The following is a 17,195-nucleotide window of genomic DNA, read 5'->3' as shown; positions in this document are numbered from 1 at the left end:
ATCGCTCACCATGTTGTGCAATACGCACCGACGGAGGCCGCCGTGTCCATGAGGTTCCCCCGACCGCAACCTGGCCGTGAGTTCGTCCTGACCCTTTCCTGCCCCGACAGTGCCGGGCTGGTCCATGCCGTGAGCGGCTATCTCGTCAGGAACTCCGGAAACATCCTGGAAAGCCAGCAGTTCGACGACCGACTTCAGGGCCGCTTCTTCATGCGGGTCCACTTCGACGTCTCCGACCCGAACGTCGACCTGGAGGGCCTGCGGTACCGGTTCGGTCCCGTCGCCCAGGCCTACGGCATCTCCTGGTCCCTCAGCGACGCCTCCACGCCGACCCGGACCCTGATCATGGTGTCCAAGTTCGGGCACTGTCTGAACGACCTGCTCTTCCGCCAACGGGCGGGCGCGCTCAACATCGAGATCCCCGCGATCGTCTCCAACCACCGGGAGTTCGAGAAGCTCGCGGAGACGTACGACATCCCCTTCCACCACGTGCCGGTGACCCGGGACACCAAGCCCGAGGCCGAGGCACGACTCCTCGAACTCGTCCGTGACCTGGACATCGACCTGGTCGTCCTGGCCCGCTACATGCAGATCCTCTCCGACGACCTCTGCAAGGAGCTGGAGGGCCGAGCCATCAACATCCACCACTCCTTCCTCCCCAGCTTCAAGGGCGCGCGCCCCTACGACCAGGCCTACGACCGCGGTGTGAAGCTCGTCGGCGCGACGGCGCACTATGTGACGTCGGACCTGGACGAGGGCCAGATCATCGAGCAGGACGTGGTCCGGGTGGACCACTCGCTGGACCCCGGTGCGCTGGTCACGGTCGGGCGGGACGTGGAGGCCCAGGTGCTCGCGCACGCGGTGAAGTGGCACAGCGAGAGCCGGGTGATGGTCGAGGGCAACCGCACGGTCGTCTTCCGCTGAGCGGTCCGCCTCCGTATACGAACGCCGGACGGGTTGAGAGCCCGTCCGGCGTTCGGCGTTCCGTCCTCGGTGGTGCGCGCTCAGGCGTCCAGCCGGTCCAGCAGGGACCGCCGCCACCTCTCCGTCTCCGCGATCTGGTTGAAGGTGAACAGGTGCAGGCCCGCCACCCCGGAGGCGTGGTCGGTGAGGGCGTTCTCCGCGCGCGTGAGCAGCTTCTCGGGCGAGTAGCCGCCGGGCGCGGCGAAGCGCACGAACCACGACGCGTGCTGGGTGAGGAAGCGGGTGGACTCCCCCACACCGATCTTCGTCGCCATCGCCAGCAGCTTCGCGCGCTGCACGGGCCCGGCGACGCCCACATGGACCGGCAGGGTCACCTCCCGGCGCCGTACGCGGACGAGCCAGTCGCCGAGCACCCGCGGGTCGAAGCAGAGGTTGCTCACGATGTACGTGGCGTGCTCGCGCTTGTCCCACATCGCCTGGACGGTGATGTCGTCGTGGATGAGCGGATGGCTCTCGGGATAGCCGGTGACGCCGACATGGCTGAACGGCCCGCCCAGCTCGCTCAACCGGCGCAGCACCGGCAGCGCCCCGCCGTAGGGCCCGGCCGGCGGGTCGGCGTCGCCCGCGGGCACGAACACGTCGTCCACGCCCGCCTCGCGCAGCCGGCCCGCGACCTCCTTCAGGTGCAGGTCGTCCCGCAGGAGCCGGGCGGGGACGTGCGGGACGACCCGGTAGCCGTGCGCGGCGAGCCGGCCCGCGAGGTCGAGGGTGGGTTCCAGGCCCTTGACCGGCGAGGCCGTCACGGTGACGACGACGTCGCGCGGGACATGGGCGAGGACCTTCTCCTCGGTGGCCTTCGCGGGCAGCACCTCGTAGCGCACCGTCTTCAGCAGGGTGCGCAGCCCCCCGGCGCCCAACGTCTACTCCGCCTGCTTGTGGACGTCGCGGTGGCGGTAGTACGCGGCCTTCGAGGGCGCCAGCGGCTCCTTGCCGAGGATCAGGTCGGCGGCCTTCTCGGCGATCATCATCACCGGTGCGTAGATGTTGCCGTTGGTGACGTAGGGCATGACGGAGGCGTCCACCACGCGCAGACCCTCCACGCCGTGCACGCGCATGCTGGTGGGGTCCACGACGGACATCTCGTCGGTGCCCATCTTGCAGGTGCAGGACGGGTGCAGGGCTGTCTCGCCGTCCTTGGCGACCCAGGCGAGGATCTCCTCGTCCGACTCGACGGACGGTCCGGGCGAGACCTCCCCGTCGTTGTAGGGGGCGAGCGCGGGCTGGTTGAGGAGCTTGCGGGCCACCCGGATCGCCTCGACCCACTCGCGGCGGTCCTGCTCGGTGGAGAGGTAGTTGAAGCGCAGCGCGGGGTGCTGTCGCGGATCCTTGCTCTTGATCTTCACCGAGCCGATGGCGTCCGAGTACATGGGCCCGACGTGCACCTGGTAGCCGTGACCGCCCGCCGGCACCGAGCCGTCGTAACGGACCGCGATCGGCAGGAAGTGGAACATCAGGTTGGGGTAGTCGACGTCCTCGTTGCTGCGGGCGAATCCGCCGGCCTCGAAGTGGTTGGTGGCGGCCGGGCCCTTGCGGAAGAGCCACTGGAGCCCGATGAAGGGCGCACGCCATTTCGCCAGGTACGGCTGCATGGAGACGGGTTGCTTGCAGGCGTACTGGATGTAGACCTCCAGGTGGTCCTGCATGTTCTCGCCGACACCCGGGAGATCGTGTACGACGTCGATGCCCAGCGCCCGCAGTTCCTCCGCGTTGCCCACGCCGGAGAGCTGGAGCAGCTGCGGGGAGTTGATCGCGCCGCCGCAGAGGATGACCTCCTTGGCGCGGACCCGCTTCGGGGCGCCCTTGCCGCGCTGGTACTCGACGCCGACGGCCTTCTTGCCCTCGAAGAGGACACGGGTGACGAGGGCGCGGGTGGTGACGGTCAGGTTGGGGCGCTTGCGGACGGGCTTCAGGTACGCCTTGGAGGCCGAGAGCCGGCGGCCGCGGTGGACATTCCGGTCGAACTTGGCGAAACCTTCCTGCCGGTAGCCGTTGACGTCGTCGGTCGGGGCGTAGCCCGCCTCCTCGGTGGCCTTGAGGAAGGCACCGAAGAGCGGGTTGTCCGCCGGGCCGCGCTCCAGGACGAGGGGGCCGTCGTGCCCGCGGAACTCGCCGTCCGGGCCGGCCGCGAGACAGTTCTCCATGCGCCGGAAGTACGGCAGACAGTGCGCGTAGTCCCAGGTCTCCATGCCCGGGTCGGCCGCCCAGCGCTCATAGTCCATGGGGTTGCCGCGCTGGAAGATCATGCCGTTGATGCTGCTGGAGCCACCCAGCACCTTGCCGCGCGCGTGGTAGACGCGCCGGCCGTCCATGTGGGGCTCGGGCTCGGACTCGTACTTCCAGTCGTAGAAGCGGCTGCCGATCGGGTAGGTCAGCGCCGCGGGCATGTGGATGAAGACGTCCCACGGGAAGTCCGTCCGGCCCGCTTCCAGGACCAGGACTCGGTTCGCCGGGTCGGCGGACAGCCTGTTCGCCAGTGCGCTGCCCGCGGAACCACCACCGACGATGACGAAGTCGTACTGCACAGGAGCCATGGTGCCTCGTCTCGCTCGCGCCGTAGATTTGCGAGGCATGCTAGACCGGTAGCGCGATACGCACCAGGTTGCGAACCGCGCAACCTCTGGAGCTTCATTTCGCGCCGGTTACTTGCAGGTGCGTTGTTTACTGCGCGTATAGTTGCACTGTGAGCAACTACAGCCTTGACACGGAAACGTCGAATTCACACGCCGGCGCGGGCGGTGTGCAGTCGGTGGACCGCGCCATCAGCGTCCTGGAGATCCTCGCCCAGCGCGGCGAAGCAGGTGTCAGCGAGGTGGCGGCGGAGATCGAGGTGCACAAGTCCACGGCCTTCCGCCTCCTCGGCGCCCTGGAGGCACGCGGCTTGGTGGAACAGGCGGGCGAACGCGGCAAGTACCGGCTCGGCTTCGGCATCGTGCGGCTGGCCGGCGCGGTCACGGGTCGAATCGACATCACCCAGCAGGGCCGCCCCGTCTGCGAGCGGCTGGCCGAGGAGATCGGCGAGACGGTCAACATCGCCGTGATGCAGGAGCATTACGCGATCAACCTGTACCAGGTGCGTGGACCGGGGGCCATCACCGCGCACAACTGGGTGGGCCAACTGACCCCCCTGCACGCCACGTCGAGCGGCAAGATCCTGCTGGCCCACCTTCCGGCGAAGGAGCGCGCCGCGCTGCTCTCGGATCCGGGCCTGAAGAAGGTCACCCCGCACACGATCACCGCGAAGACGAAGCTGGAGAAGAACCTCGCCGCGGCACGGGAGCGGGGCTACGCCTTCACCCTGGAGGAGTTGGAGATCGGCCTGCACGCGATCGCCGCACCGGTTCGAAACCGGGACGGCGAGGTCATCGCCGCCCTCAGCGCCTCCGGACCCGCCTACCGATTCACCGAGGAGCGTCTGCACGAACTGTCCCCGGTGCTGCTCGATGGCGCCGCCGAGATCAGCCACCGGATGGGGTTCCTGGGCTGATTCACCCCTGAGAAGTCCCGAGGCGCTCGTTCACCCAGTCGTGGAACGCGCCGATGTGGTGCTCGCTGGGCACCAGCACGCCGCCCTTGGCGTACAACCGGGAGCTCATGCCGGGCTGGGTCCGCTCACATGCCTCGAAGTCCTGGAGGTTGACCCGGTCGAAGAGTTCCACGGACCGGCTGACGTCCTTGCCGCTCTCGACGACGTGCGGCAGGTACAGCCAGTCGCACTCGACGATCGTGCGGTCGGCCGCCATCGGGTACATCCGGTGGAAGATCACGTGGTCGGGCACGAGGTTGATGAACACCTGCGGCCGGACGGTGATCGCGTAGTAGCGGCGGTCCTGGTCCTCGGCGACGCCCGGGATGCGGTCCAGCCCCTCGGAGCCGTCGACGGTGAACCCCTGGACCTCCGCACCGAACTCCGCGCCGTGGCCCACGTAGTACTGGGCGGCATACCCGTCCGCGAACTCCGGCAGCACCTCGGTGAGTTCGGGATGGATCGTGGCGCAGTGGTAGCACTCCATGAAGTTCTCGATGATGAGCTTCCAGTTCGCCTTCACGTCGTACGTGATCCGGCGCCCCACGGACAGGTTGCCGATGCCGTACCGCTCGATCGACTCCACGTCGCCGAGCCGCTCGACGACCTCACCGATGACGTCCTCCTCGAAGGACGGTGGGTTCTCCGCGAGACAGATCCAGACATAACCGAGCCATTCGCGCACGGCGACGCTCACCAGGCCGTACTCGCTACGGCCCACGTCGGGCATCTTGGTGAGGTTGGGCGCCGCGACGAGCTTGCCGTCCAGACCGTACGTCCAGGCGTGGTACGGACACTGGAAGGCCCGCTTGACCTCGCCCGACTCCTCGGTGCAGAGCTTGGCCCCGCGGTGCCGGCAGACGTTGAAGTACGCGCGGATCGAGTTGTCCCGGGCCCGGGTGACGAGGATGCTCTCGCGGCCCACGTCGACGGTGCGGAAGGCGCCGGGCCTCGCCAGCTCGGAGGCGCGGGCCACACAGAACCACATGGTCTCGAATATGTGCTCCTGCTCCTGGGCGAAGACCACCGGATCGGTGTAGGAGGAGCCGGGGAGAGTGGCGATCAGGCTGTCGGGCAGACCGGTCGAGGTCACGAGGCACTCCTCGGGGAACGTCGCGGAGGGGTGAGGCGGACGCCGGGAGGAACGCCTCCGGTCGGCGTTGTGCATGGAGCAACGCTGCGCGCTGTGGGCAACCGCAGCATGGGGTGACGCCGGGGCGGTGTCAAGACGTGGTGGCGGCCAGCTCCTTGCGCACCCGCATGAACAGCCGCGGCTGGTTCATCCCGAGCACGGCGACGGGCCGCCCTGCGCGCCGATAGACGGCGAGGACGTCGCGACCCTCGGCCGAGCCCGCCTCGACGGTGACACTGTCGGCCTCGGCCGCGTGGCCGGCGAACTGGATACGGACGCCGTACTGGTCCGACCAGAAGTACGGCGGCCTGGGCACGCCGGGCTCGACGGCGCCCCCCGCCAGCAGGGTGGCGACGGCGGCCTCCGGCCGCTCGCGCGCGCCGGTCCAGTGCTCCACGCGGCGGTGGTGGCCCGCACGGGGGTCGTACCAGTTGGCACAGTCGCCGACCGCGACCACCCCGGCGAGGCTGGTCCGGCCGTCGGCGCCGCACTTCACGCCGTTGTCCAGCGCGATACCGGAACCGGCCAGCCACTCGACGCACGGCCGGGCCCCGACGCCGACGACGACGATGTCGGCGGGAATGCTGCGGCCGTCCTCCAGCAGGACGGCGTCGACCCGGTGCTCGCCACTCAGGCCCTTGACCCCTACGCCGCACAACAGGCGTACGCCGTGGTCGGCGTGGAGGCCGGAGACGACGGCACCCATGGTGCCGCCGAGCGGTCCGGCCAGCGGGGTCGAGGCCGCCTCGACGACGGTCACCTCCAGGCCGAGGGTGTACGCGGTGGAGGCGACCTCGGCGCCGATGAAGCCGCCGCCGATCACCACCAGGCGTCCGCCGCGGGCCAGTTCGTCCCGCAGGGCGCGGGCGTCGTCCAGGGTGCGCAGGGTGTGCACTCCGGCGAGGCCCTCCGAGCCGGGCAGGGCCCGCGCGACGGCGCCGGTGGCGATGACGAAGCCGTCGGCGCGCACCTCATGCCCGTCGGCGAGGCGGACGGCGCGCGCGGTGTGGTCGAGTCCGGTGGCGCGGGTGCCGAGCAGCCACTCGGCCGCCAGGTCCTCGCCGTCCGTCTCCAGGGCCAGTTCGGCCTCGCCCAGGGTGCCGGCCAGGAACTCCTTGGAGAGCGGGGGCCGGTCGTAGGGGCGGTGCAGTTCGTCGCCGATGACGACCAGGCGCCCGTCGAAGCCCTGCTTGCGCAGGGAGCGCGCCGCCGACAGGCCGGCGAGGGAGGCGCCGACCACGGCGACGGTTCTCACGCGGGACCTCCGGCGAGCCTGGCGGAGATGCAGGGCGGCAGGTTCGGGGCGTCCATGGAGAGCCGGACGTAGATCATGCCGTCCTCGACGACGACCTCGTGCGTCCGCACCGGCAGCTTGGCCGGCGGGGAGTCGACCGCGCCGGTGCGCAGGTCGAACTTGGAGGCATGCAGCGGGCATTCCACCTCGCAGCCCTCCAGCCAGCCGTCGGCGAGCGAGGCGTCCTGGTGGGTGCAGGTGTCGTCGATGGCGAAGACCTCGCCGTCGTCGGTGTGGAACACCGAGACCGGCGGGTCGATGTCGAGCCGGAAGGCCTCACCTCGCGGGAGATCCGCGAGACGGCACGCGGGAATCATCATGACACCTCGGGTGCATATAGCGAAACGGATTGCGGTAAGCGCAACATCAGTCTGAGGTCGCCCCGAACCCTTGTCAAGGCATCCAGAGGGCACCTCTGGGCCACTTCTCACGTTGCGGCATCCACAACTCGCCTCACATAGAACAACGCAAGTCCGGCGGGGCCGTGGCCGCGCGGGGCGGTGCCACGACCCCGCCGGGCGGCGGGTGCGCCGGTCTCAGACGGCGGTGGTGGACTGCGCGGACTCCTCGGCCCGCTGGGGCGGTACGGGCTCCGTGCCGTCCGCGGACGTGGCGGGGCCGATACGGAGTTCGAAGTCCCCGTCGTACTTCTCGTGGCCGGCGATGACGGCCGTCTCGACGGCCTCCTTGCCCATGCGTCCGCGGATGATGAGCGGATCGTGGCGCAGATCCCGGTTGAGCGCGACGCACAGCCCGATCATCACGAGGGTGAAGGGTGCCGCCGCGAGGATGGTGAGGTTCTGCAGCCCGGTGAGCGCGTCGCCCTTGCCGCCGCCGATGAGCAGCATGACGGCGGCGACCGCTCCGGTCAGCACGCCCCAGAACACCACGACGCCACGGGACGGTTCGAGGCAGCCCCGCTGCGAGAGCGTGCCCATCACGATGGAGGCGGCGTCGGCCCCGGAGACGAAGAAGATGCCGACGAGGATCATGACGACGATGCTCGTCACCGTGGCGATCGGGTACTGCTGGAGCACGTCGAAGAGCTGCCCCTGGGCGGTCGCGGCGTCGTTCAGCCGACCGGAGTCCTGCAGGTGCATCGCCGAGCCGCCGAAGACCGCGAACCAGAGCAGGCTGACGCTGCTGGGGACCAGGATGACGCCGCCGACGAACTGCCGGACGGTGCGGCCGCGGCTGATGCGGGCGATGAACATACCGACGAAGGGCGTCCAGGAGATCCACCACGCCCAGTAGAAGACCGTCCAGCCGGCCAGCCAGTCGGCGACGCCCTCGCCGCTGGAGGCCTCGGTACGGCCCGCCATCTGGGCCAGGTCGCCGAAGAAGGCACCGACGGATGTGGGCAGCAGGTCGAGGATGAAGATGGTCGGGCCGACCAGGAAGACGAAGAGGGCGAGCCCCACCGCCAGCACCATGTTGGTGTTGGACAGCCACTGGATGCCCTTCTCGATCCCGGACACCGCCGAGGCGACGAACGCCACGGTCAGCACCGCGATCACGACGACCAGCAGTCCGGTGCCGGCCGATCCCAGCCAGCCCAGTCCGGTGAAGCCGCTGCCGATCTGGAGGGCGCCGAGCCCCAGGGACGCCGCCGAGCCGAAGAGGGTGGCGAAGATGGCGAGGGTGTCGATGGCCCGGCCGGGCCATCCGTTCACCCGCTTCTCACCGAGCAACGGCGTGAACACCGCGCTGATCAGCTGGCGACGACCGCGCCGGAAGGTGCTGTAGGCGATGGCGAGACCCACGACCGCGTACATCGCCCACGGGTGGAGCGTCCAGTGGAAAAGGGTGGTGGCCATGGCGGTCTCCATGGCCTGGTTGGCGTCGGCCGGGTCGGTGCCCGGCGGCGGCGTGATGAAGTGGGAGAGCGGCTCGCTCACGCCGTAGAACATCAGGCCGATGCCCATGCCCGCGCTGAACATCATGGCGATCCACGACACCGTGCGGAACTCCGGCTCCTCCCCCTCCTTTCCGAGGGTGATCCGCCCGTAGCGGCTCATCGCCAGCCAGAGGGCGAAGACCACGAAGCCCGAGGCGGCGAGGACGAAGGCCCAGCCGCCGTTGCGGATCGTGCCGTCCAGCAGCTTCCCGGACACACTCTCCAGGGTGTCGGTCGCCGTGGCTCCCCACACGACGAAGGCCAGGGTGAGGACCGCGGCGACACCGAAGACGACGGGGTCGGTCCGGGGACGGGCGGTGGCCGCACCGCCTCCCGGCAGATCCTCCCCGACGGGAAGACCTGGGCTCCCCTTCCGTTCGCGGGTTGTGCTCATCAGCTCGTCCTTTCCACAGACGGCAGGGAACGTTCTCTGTCGCGGACGACGGCTGCGCGACCGAGAAGGCAGGGAAACGCGGGGCGCTTCAGAGAAGAGCCGAGGTGGCGACCGGCTCCAGACGGACGACGATCGACTTCGACGTGGGGGTGTTGCTGATCTCCGCCGTGGAGTCCAGGGGGACCAGGACGTTGGTCTCGGGGAAATAGGCGGCGCAGCAGTCGCGGGGCGTCGGGTAGGGCACCACGCGGAAGGCCGACGCCCTGCGTTCCACGCCGTCGTCGTACTCGCTGACGATGTCGACGAGGTCGCCGTCGGCCAGGCCGCGGTCGGCCAGGTCGTCGGGGTTGACGAAGAGGACCCGGCGGCCCTGGTGGATGCCGCGATAGCGGTCGTCCAGGCCGTAGACGGTGGTGTTGTACTGGTCGTGGGAGCGGAGCGTCTGCAGCAGCAGCCGGCCCGGTGGCACGTGAGGGCTCTCCAGCGCGTTGGCGGTGAAGTTGGCCAGACCCGTGGCGGTGGTGAACCGGCGTTCGTCGCGGGGCGGGTGGGGCAGGGCGAAGCCGCCCGGCCGTCGCACCCGGTGGTTGAAGTCCTGGAAGCCGGGGATCACGCGGGCGATGCGGTCGCGAACGGTGTCGTAGTCCGCCTCGAAGTCCTCCCAGGGGATGTGCGCGCCCGCTTCCCCGAGCGCGGCCCGTGCCATCCGGCAGATGATCGCGACCTCGCTCAGCAGGTGTTCGGAGGCGGGGGCGAGTCGCCCTCGGGAGAGGTGCACCATGCCCATGGAGTCCTCGACCGTGACGAGCTGGGGCCCGCCGGGCCGCAGGTCGGCCTCGGTCCGGCCGAGGCACGGGAGGATGAGCGCCTGGTCGCCGGCGATGACGTGCGAGCGGTTGAGCTTGGTGGAGATCTGCACGGTGAGGCGGCAGTTGCGCAGGGCCCGCTCGGTCTGGTCGGTGTCGGGGGCGGCGGCGACGAAGTTGCCGCCGAGGGCGACGAAGACGCGTACGTCGCCGTCGCGCATGGCGCGGATGCTCTCGACCGCGTCGTGGCCGTGGCGCCTCGGGGGCGTGAAAGCGAACTCGGCGCCGAGCGCGTCGAGGAACGCGTCGTCCGGTTTCTCGTAGATGCCCATGGTGCGGTCGCCCTGCACGTTGGAGTGGCCGCGCACCGGGCAGAGACCGGCCCCGGGGCGGCCGATGTTGCCGCGCAGCAGGAGGAAGTTGACGACGTCCCGGATGGTGGGGACCGAGTGCTTGTGCTGGGTGAGGCCCATCGCCCAGCAGACGACGATCTTCTCGGCGGCCAGCACCTCGCCGAAGGCGGCCCGGATCTCCTCCTCGGGCAGACCGGTGGCGGAGAGGATCTCGTCCCACGGCGCCTTGCGGGCGTGCTCGGCGAACTCCTGGAAGCCGTGCGTGTGACGTTCGATGAAGGAGGTGTCGAGGCAGGTGCCGGGGGCCTCGTCCTCCGTCTCCAGCAGCATCCGGTTGAAGGCCTGGAAGAGCGCCTGGTCCCCGCCGAGCCTGATCTGCAGGAATCGGTCGGCCAGGCGGGTGCCGCCGCCGAGGACGCCGGAGGGCTTCTGGGGGTTCTTGAACCGCAGCAGTCCCGCCTCGGGCAGGGGGTTGACCGCGATGATCCGGGCGCCCCGGCGCTTGGCGGTCTCCAGCGAGGAGAGCATCCGGGGGTGGTTGGTGCCGGGGTTCTGGCCGACCACGAGGATGAGGTCGGCGTCGTGGAGGTCCTCCAGGGTGACGCTGCCCTTGCCGATCCCGATGGTCTCCGTCAGGGCCGAACCGCTGGATTCGTGGCACATGTTGGAGCAGTCGGGCAGGTTGTTGGTGCCGAGCATCCGTACGAAGAGCTGGTAGAGGAACGCGGCCTCGTTGCTCGCCCGGCCGGAGGTGTAGAAGGCGGCCTGGTCGGGCCGGTCGAGCGCGGCGAGTTCACGGGCGATCACGGCGAAGGCGTCGTCCCAGGAGATCGGCCGGTAGCGGTCGTCGCCGGCCGCGCGGTACATGGGGTGGGTCAGCCGGCCCTGCTGTCCGAGCCAGTAGTCGCTGCCGGGGAGCAGGTCCTCCAGCGTGTGCTCGGCGAAGAAGTCCGGGGTGACCCGGCGGACGGTGGCCTCCTCGGCCACGGCCTTGGCCCCGTTCTCGCAGAACTCCGCCCGGTGGCGGTGCTCCGGCTCGGGCCAGGCGCACCCCGGACAGTCGAAGCCCTCCTTCTGGTTGACCCGGAGGAGGGTGAGCAGGCCCCGGCGGGCGCCCATCTGCTCGCCGGCGTGCCGGAGGGAGGAGGTGACCGCGGGGATGCCGGCGGCGTACTCCTTCGGGGGGCCGACCCGCAGCCGGGCGTCGCCGGGGTCCTCGACAGGTGCGTTGCGAGTCATCTGAAGCGCCACACTCCGGGATGTAGGGGAATCGGAGCCGTTCCGTGTCGCCGGGCCTCTCGGCCCGGCGGGCGGGCCGCCGCCGGACATCAGAGTTGCGAACTGCACAACAGTGCCGCGATACGCAACGAGAACAAGAAAGCGTGACGCGCGCTCCCTGTCAAGACCGGCACGGCAGCGGATCGACACGCGGCGCCACGGCCGGACGCGCCGCCGGCCGACCGCGGCTCGGGGGCCGGGACACGGCGACGAGCCGTGGTCGGGCGTCCGACCACGGCTCGTCCGTCGCGCTCCGCGGCTACGCCGACGTGGCCGCGGTCCGCTCTGTCACGCGCCCGTCAGAGGACCACCACCGAGCGCAGGACGTCGCCGCCGTGCATCCGCTCGAAGGCCTTCTCCACGTCGTCGAGCCCGATGGTCTCCGTGACGAAGGTGTCCAGGTCCAGGCGCCTCTGCAGATAGAGGTCGATGAGCATGGGGAAGTCGCGGTCGGGCAGGCAGTCGCCGTACCAGGAGGACTTCAGGGCGCCGCCGCGGCCGAAGACGTCCAGGAGGGGCAGTTCGAGCTTCATCTCCGGAGTCGGCACGCCGACGAGGACGACCGTGCCCGCCAGGTCACGGGCGTAGAAGGCCTGCTTGTAGGTCTCCGGGCGGCCGACCGCCTCGATGACGACGTCGGCGCCGAAACCACCGGTCAGTTCACGGATCGCCTCGACGGCGTCGGTCTCGCGGGAGTTGACGGCGTGGGTGGCGCCCAGCTTCCTGGCGGTCTCCAGCTTGTGGTCGTCGATGTCCACCGCGATGATCTTCGCGGCGCCCGCCAGCTCGGATCCGAGGACCGCCGCGGCGCCGACGCCGCCGCAGCCGATGACGGCGACCGTGTCGCCCCGGCCGACGTTCCCGGTGTTGATCGCGGCCCCGATGCCCGCCATCACCCCGCAGCCCAGCAGTCCGGCCACCGCCGGCGACGCGGCCCGGTCGACCTTGGTGCACTGGCCCGCGGCAACGAGCGTCTTCTCCGCGAAGGCGCCGATGCCCAGCGCCGGGGAGAGCTCGGTGCCGTCGAGCAGGGTCATCTTCTGCGTCGCGTTGTGGGTGGCGAAGCAGTACCAGGGGCGACCACGCCGACAGGCCCGGCAACTGCCGCACACCGCACGCCAGTTGAGGATGACGAAATCACCGGGCGCGACATCCGTGACCCCCTCCCCCACCGACTCCACCACACCGGCCGCCTCATGGCCGAGCAGGAAGGGGAAGTCGTCGTTGATCCCGCCCTCGCGGTAGTGCAGATCGGTGTGGCAGACCCCGCAGGCCTCGACCTTCACCAGCGCCTCACCCGGCCCGGGGTCCGGCACGACGATCGTTTCCAGGCTGACGGGGGCACCCTTGCCCCGCGCGACGACAGCACGGACTTGGTGAGCCATGGCCACTCCTCGGCTGGTACGAGACCTGCGTCTGATGTTTCTCATCGCGATACGCATAGCGCGTACCGCAACACAGCATCGTGGAGTGCCGACCGGGGGTCAAGAAGTTCCACGGTCGTCCGCGTCGCGCGGGAGCTACGCGCCCCGCTCCTCGTCGGTGAGTGCCTGCTCGGCCCAGATGATCTTGCCCGTGCGGGTGTGGCGGCTGCCCCAGCGCTGGGTGAGCTGTGCGACGAGCAGGAGACCCCGGCCGCCCTCGTCGAAGGCACGGGCCCGGCGCATGTGCGGAGCGGTGGCGCTGGAGTCGGAGACCTCGCAGATGAGGGTGGCCTCACGGATCAGCCTCAGCTGGATCGGGGGTCCCCCGTAGCGGATGGCGTTGGTGACCAGTTCGCTGACGACGAGTTCGGTGACGAAGGTGAGTTCCTCCAGCCTCCAGGCGGCGAGCTGGTCGCAGGCCAGTTTGCGGGCCCGCCCCACGGACGCGGGATCGGCGGGAATGTCCCAGACGGCGACCCGGTCGGCGTCCAGGGCCCGGGTCCGGGCCAGCAGCAGGGCCACGTCGTCGACGGGGCGGTCCGTCAGCAGGCTCCCCAGGACTCCGTCGCAGGTCTCCTCCAGCGGACGGCCCGTGCCACGGAGTGCCTGGCGCAGCCGGTCGAGCCCATCGTCCAGATCGCGGCCCGCCGCCTGGACCAGGCCGTCGGTGTACAGGGCGAACACGCTGCCCTCGGGGACGTCGAACTCCGCGGTCTCGAAGGGCAGCCCGCCCACGCCCAGCGGCGGCCCGATCGGCAGGTCGAGGAAGGCGACCTCGCCGTCCGGGGCGATCAGGGCCGGCGGCGGGTGGCCCGCCCGGGCCATGGAGCAGCGGCGCGCGACGGGGTCGTACACGGCGTACAGACAGGTCGCCCCGATCTCGCCCGGGCTCTCCGTGTCCGCGTCCTCGGCCTCGTCCGCCGTCCGCTCCGAGTCCAGCCGCAGCACGATGTCGTCGAGCTGGGTGAGCAGCTCGTCGGGGGCGAGGTCGACGTCGGCCAGGGTGCGTACGGCCGTCCGGAGCCGGCCCATGGTGGCGGACGCCTGGACGCCGTGGCCGACGACATCGCCCACGACCAGCCCCACCCGGGCTCCGGACAGCGGGATGACGTCGAACCAGTCGCCCCCGATGCCGGCGCGGGTACTGGCCGGCTGGTAACGGGAGGCGACCTCGACGGCGGCCTGCCGGGGCGCGCGGTACGGCAGAAGGCTGCGTTGCAGTTCGAGGGCGATGGCGCGCTCGCGGGTGTAGCGGCGCGCGTTGTCGACACAGACGGCGGCGTGGGCGGCGAGTTCCTCGGCCAGCAGCAGGTCGTCCTCGCCGAAGGGCTCGGCCGTGCGATGCCGGGAGAGGATCGACAGGCCGAGGGTGAGGCCGCGGGCGCGCAGGGGCACGGCCATCATCGAGTGGATGCCGTGGACCTCGATGCTGCGTGCCCGCTCCGGTGAGCCCCCCGCCCAGCGCAGCCTGGTGACGTCGTCGGCCTCGTACAGCAGGGCGCGCCCGGTGGCCAGCGCGCGGCCCGACGGCGACCCCTCGTCGTAGGTGTGCCGGGTGCCGACCGGGACTACGGCCTCGGGGCAGCCCTCCAGCACGGACCGGTGGGCGGCGCGGCGGAAGACCAGCCGGTCGGCATCGGGCGAGGGGGTGGCCTCCTCACCGGCGAGCACGGAGTCCAGCAGGTCCACGATGACGAAGTCGGCCAGATGGTCCGTGCACGCCTCGGCGAGTTCCTCGGCGGTTCGGGACACGTCGAGGGTGGAGCCGATCCGGTTGCTGGACTCGTTGAGCATGCTCAGTCGTCGGCGGGCCAGGAACTGCTCCGTGCTGTCGATCGCCGCCAGGCACATGCCCCTTACTTCGCCGGCGGCGTCCTTCAACGGGCTGAGGGAGACCAGCCACGCGTGTTCGTGCGCCTCACCCGGTGCGCGCAGCCATGCCTCGTACGGCATCGGCTCACCCGTTCGCAGCACCCGCCGCACCACGTCGTCGAGGCCCTCGAAGCCCGGCAGCCGGCGCTGCCCGTCGACGGACACCCCCACCCGCCGGCCGAGCAGGTCCTGCTGCGGCCTGCCCATCACCCGCTCCATGGCCGAGTTCGCCGTCACCGCGAGCCCGTCCTGGTCGAAGAGCGCGATCGGGACGGGGAGCTGGTCCAGGGCCCACCGGCGCAGCCGGGCGGCGGGTTCCGGCACCGTGGCCGTCAGGAACCACTGCGTCCGGCCCGCGGAGTCCAGCAGGGGATGCGCCTGAAGCTCCAGCTCCACGTCGTGACCGTCCCGGTGCCGTGCGTGCACGGGGCCGTGCCAGTCGGCCGGTTCGGTGAGACGGCTGCGCGCCGCCGCGGGCAGCGCCCGGGCCAGCAGGTCGGCCGCGCGGCGGCCGAGCACCTCGCCGTGCTCGTAGCCGAGCACCCGTCGCGCGCCGGCGCTCCACGCGATCACCAGTCCCCTGGCGTCGACCGCGGCCGTGGCGACACCGTGCTCGCCCATCGTTCCTTCTCTCCGTACGACCGGAGCCGTGGTCCCTGGGCTCACAGATCGACTGCGGGGCACTCTTCCAAGCTTCATTGTGCGCCGGGCGCGCCAGGCATGGCGCGCGACCACCCGGCGCACCCGCGCTCCTACCCTGCCACGTCCCGTGCCCCCGGATGCCCGCTTGCGACGTCGTCCGGCGGCCGCGCTCGCCTCGTGTTCTCGCCGAGGCGGGCGGTGGAGCCGGGTGCTCGAGACATGGCGGCTCCGACCGCTGGACGACGGAGAACAGTCTGCTGGTCGAATTCGCCGCAGGCGGGCGGCAGTTGAGGCACAAGGCCGGGAATCCGCCGTACCGGAGACTGGCGTACCGGGCGCACTACTCGATCTCGGCCCTCTCCTCCGCCACGTCCGTACAGCGGCTGCCCACACTGGCGCTGACACCGGCCTACGTCCGCGCCTGCGCCGGGGACACCGAGGAGTGGCGGGAGCGCCGGCGGGAGGCGGCCGAGCTGCTGGGCGAGGTGGCCCCCGGGGGCCGAACGGCGGCAGTACTTCCGCACTGGGCGTACCGTCCGCTCTACGGGGATCGAGGGGATCGACGCGACCGGACGCCCGAGTGCCGCCTGCTCGGCGGGCCCGGCGGAGAGTGGGGACACCTTGGTGGAGTCGAAGGGCTGCGCGGGGGAGGCTCGGGGGCGGCGCCGCGGCCTGTTCGTCGGGTTGTGCACCTTGGACGTCGTGCAGCTCGTCGACCGGGTGCCGGGGGCGAACGAGAAACTGACGGCACGCGAGCAGTTGGTGGCGGCGGGCGGTCCCGCGGCGAACGCGGCGGTCGCGTTCGCCCATCTGGGCGGTTCGGCCACCCTGCTCACGGCGATCGGCCGCCATCCGCTGGGGGCCGCCGTCACCGCGGACCTGGCCCGACTGGGCGTGACCGTGGTGGACCTGGCGGCCGACTGGGTCGAGCCGCCCGCCGTGTCGTCCGTGCTGGTGACCGCGTCGAGCGGCGATCGGGCCGTCGCCTCGACCAATGCGACGGGACACCGGGTCGACCCGCCGGACGACCTCGCCGCGCTGGTGGCGGCCTGCGACATCGTGGAGTTCGACGGCCACCACATGGAACTGGCCGTGGCCGCCGCCCGGGAGGCGCGGGCCGCCGGCCGTCGGACCGTGCTGGACGGCGGCAGCTGGAAGGCCGGGACGGAGCGGCTGTTGCCGTCGATCGACGTGGCCGTGTGCTCGGAGGACTTCCGCCCGCCCGGCACGGACACGACGAGGAGCACGCCCGCCGACATCCTGCGGTTCCTGCGGGACCACGGGATCTCCCGGTCGGCGGTCAGCCGGGGCGGGCGGTCCCTGATGTGGGCGGGCCCCGACGGCGGGGGCACCGTGGCCGTCCCCGCGGTACGGGTGGCGGACACGCTGGGCGCGGGTGACGTCCTGCACGGGGCCCTCGTCCACGGCCTCGCGGGGCACACCGCGTTGACGTCGGACGCTTTCGTCGAGGCCCTGCGCGAAGCGACGGCGGTGGCCTCGCGGGCGTGCGCGTCGTTCGGGACACGGGCGTGGCTGCGCGAGGGGTGAGCCGACGCCCATGACAGCGGTCGGCGCGCCGGCCGTCAGCCCCGACCT

Annotated in this window: 12 protein-coding genes; 3 read left to right on the top strand and 9 right to left on the bottom strand. The window is 71.0% G+C overall.

Annotation, left to right across the window (positions count from 1 at the left end; all coding sequences use genetic code 11):
- Positions 1–48: 48 nt before the first annotated feature.
- Complete coding sequence (purU, locus tag E4N62_RS42035; protein WP_184902962.1) at positions 49–924, top strand: formyltetrahydrofolate deformylase; 876 nt, start codon at positions 49–51, stop codon at positions 922–924.
- Positions 925–1,004: 80 nt separating this feature from the next.
- Here purU and E4N62_RS42030 read toward each other — a convergent pair whose 3' ends face one another.
- Together E4N62_RS42030 and betA are read right to left on the bottom strand one after the other, a co-directional pair.
- Positions 1,005–1,841, bottom strand: coding sequence for a 5,10-methylenetetrahydrofolate reductase (locus E4N62_RS42030; protein ID WP_230223333.1), 837 nt, complete (start codon positions 1,839–1,841; stop codon positions 1,005–1,007).
- Between the two features lie 3 nt (positions 1,842–1,844).
- Positions 1,845–3,515: a choline dehydrogenase gene (betA, locus tag E4N62_RS42025; protein ID WP_230223331.1), complete on the bottom strand. Its 1,671-nt coding sequence runs from the start codon at positions 3,513–3,515 to the stop codon at positions 1,845–1,847.
- A 206-nt stretch (positions 3,516–3,721) separates the two neighbouring features.
- On the opposite strand from betA, the gene E4N62_RS42020 reads away from it, so the two are divergent.
- Positions 3,722–4,468, top strand: coding sequence for an IclR family transcriptional regulator (locus E4N62_RS42020; protein ID WP_230223405.1), 747 nt, complete (start codon positions 3,722–3,724; stop codon positions 4,466–4,468).
- Position 4,469: 1 nt separating this feature from the next.
- Here the strand turns inward: E4N62_RS42020 and E4N62_RS42015 are convergent, their stop codons facing one another.
- The 7 genes from E4N62_RS42015 to E4N62_RS41985 all read right to left on the bottom strand — a co-directional run bounded on the left by E4N62_RS42015 (position 4,470) and on the right by E4N62_RS41985 (position 15,578).
- Positions 4,470–5,600, bottom strand: coding sequence for an aromatic ring-hydroxylating dioxygenase subunit alpha (locus E4N62_RS42015; RefSeq protein ID WP_230223329.1), 1,131 nt, complete (start codon positions 5,598–5,600; stop codon positions 4,470–4,472).
- A 130-nt stretch (positions 5,601–5,730) separates the two neighbouring features.
- On the bottom strand, positions 5,731–6,894 hold the full coding sequence (locus tag E4N62_RS42010; protein ID WP_230223326.1) for an FAD-dependent oxidoreductase: 1,164 nt from the start codon (positions 6,892–6,894) through the stop codon (positions 5,731–5,733).
- Positions 6,891–7,253, bottom strand: coding sequence for a bifunctional 3-phenylpropionate/cinnamic acid dioxygenase ferredoxin subunit (locus tag E4N62_RS42005; protein WP_230223324.1), 363 nt, complete (start codon positions 7,251–7,253; stop codon positions 6,891–6,893). The genes E4N62_RS42010 and E4N62_RS42005 overlap by 4 nt, the downstream gene beginning before the upstream one ends.
- A 216-nt stretch (positions 7,254–7,469) precedes the next feature.
- On the bottom strand, positions 7,470–9,224 hold the full coding sequence (locus tag E4N62_RS42000; protein ID WP_230223322.1) for a BCCT family transporter: 1,755 nt from the start codon (positions 9,222–9,224) through the stop codon (positions 7,470–7,472).
- A gap of 88 nt (positions 9,225–9,312) precedes the next feature.
- Positions 9,313–11,622 (bottom strand): FdhF/YdeP family oxidoreductase, encoded by a 2,310-nt coding sequence (locus tag E4N62_RS41995; protein ID WP_230223320.1) that lies wholly within the window; start codon positions 11,620–11,622, stop codon positions 9,313–9,315.
- A 338-nt stretch (positions 11,623–11,960) separates the two neighbouring features.
- Positions 11,961–13,046 (bottom strand): S-(hydroxymethyl)mycothiol dehydrogenase, encoded by a 1,086-nt coding sequence (locus E4N62_RS41990; protein ID WP_230223317.1) that lies wholly within the window; start codon positions 13,044–13,046, stop codon positions 11,961–11,963.
- A 135-nt stretch (positions 13,047–13,181) separates the two neighbouring features.
- A complete protein-coding gene (locus E4N62_RS41985) occupies positions 13,182–15,578 on the bottom strand; it encodes a SpoIIE family protein phosphatase (RefSeq protein WP_230223315.1) in 2,397 nt (798 codons plus the stop codon).
- Positions 15,579–16,220: 642 nt separating this feature from the next.
- Between E4N62_RS41985 and E4N62_RS41980 the strand changes: the two genes are divergently transcribed.
- A complete protein-coding gene (locus tag E4N62_RS41980; protein ID WP_230223313.1) occupies positions 16,221–17,147 on the top strand; it encodes a PfkB family carbohydrate kinase in 927 nt (308 codons plus the stop codon).
- The last annotated feature ends 48 nt before the right edge of the window (positions 17,148–17,195 follow it).

Origin of the sequence: Streptomyces sp. MNU76 (genome assembly GCF_020982545.1) — a bacterium.
GTDB lineage: Bacteria > Actinomycetota > Actinomycetes > Streptomycetales > Streptomycetaceae > Streptomyces.
The sequence above is the reverse complement of the archived record's forward strand: the minus strand, read 5'-3'. Positions and strand labels throughout refer to the sequence as shown.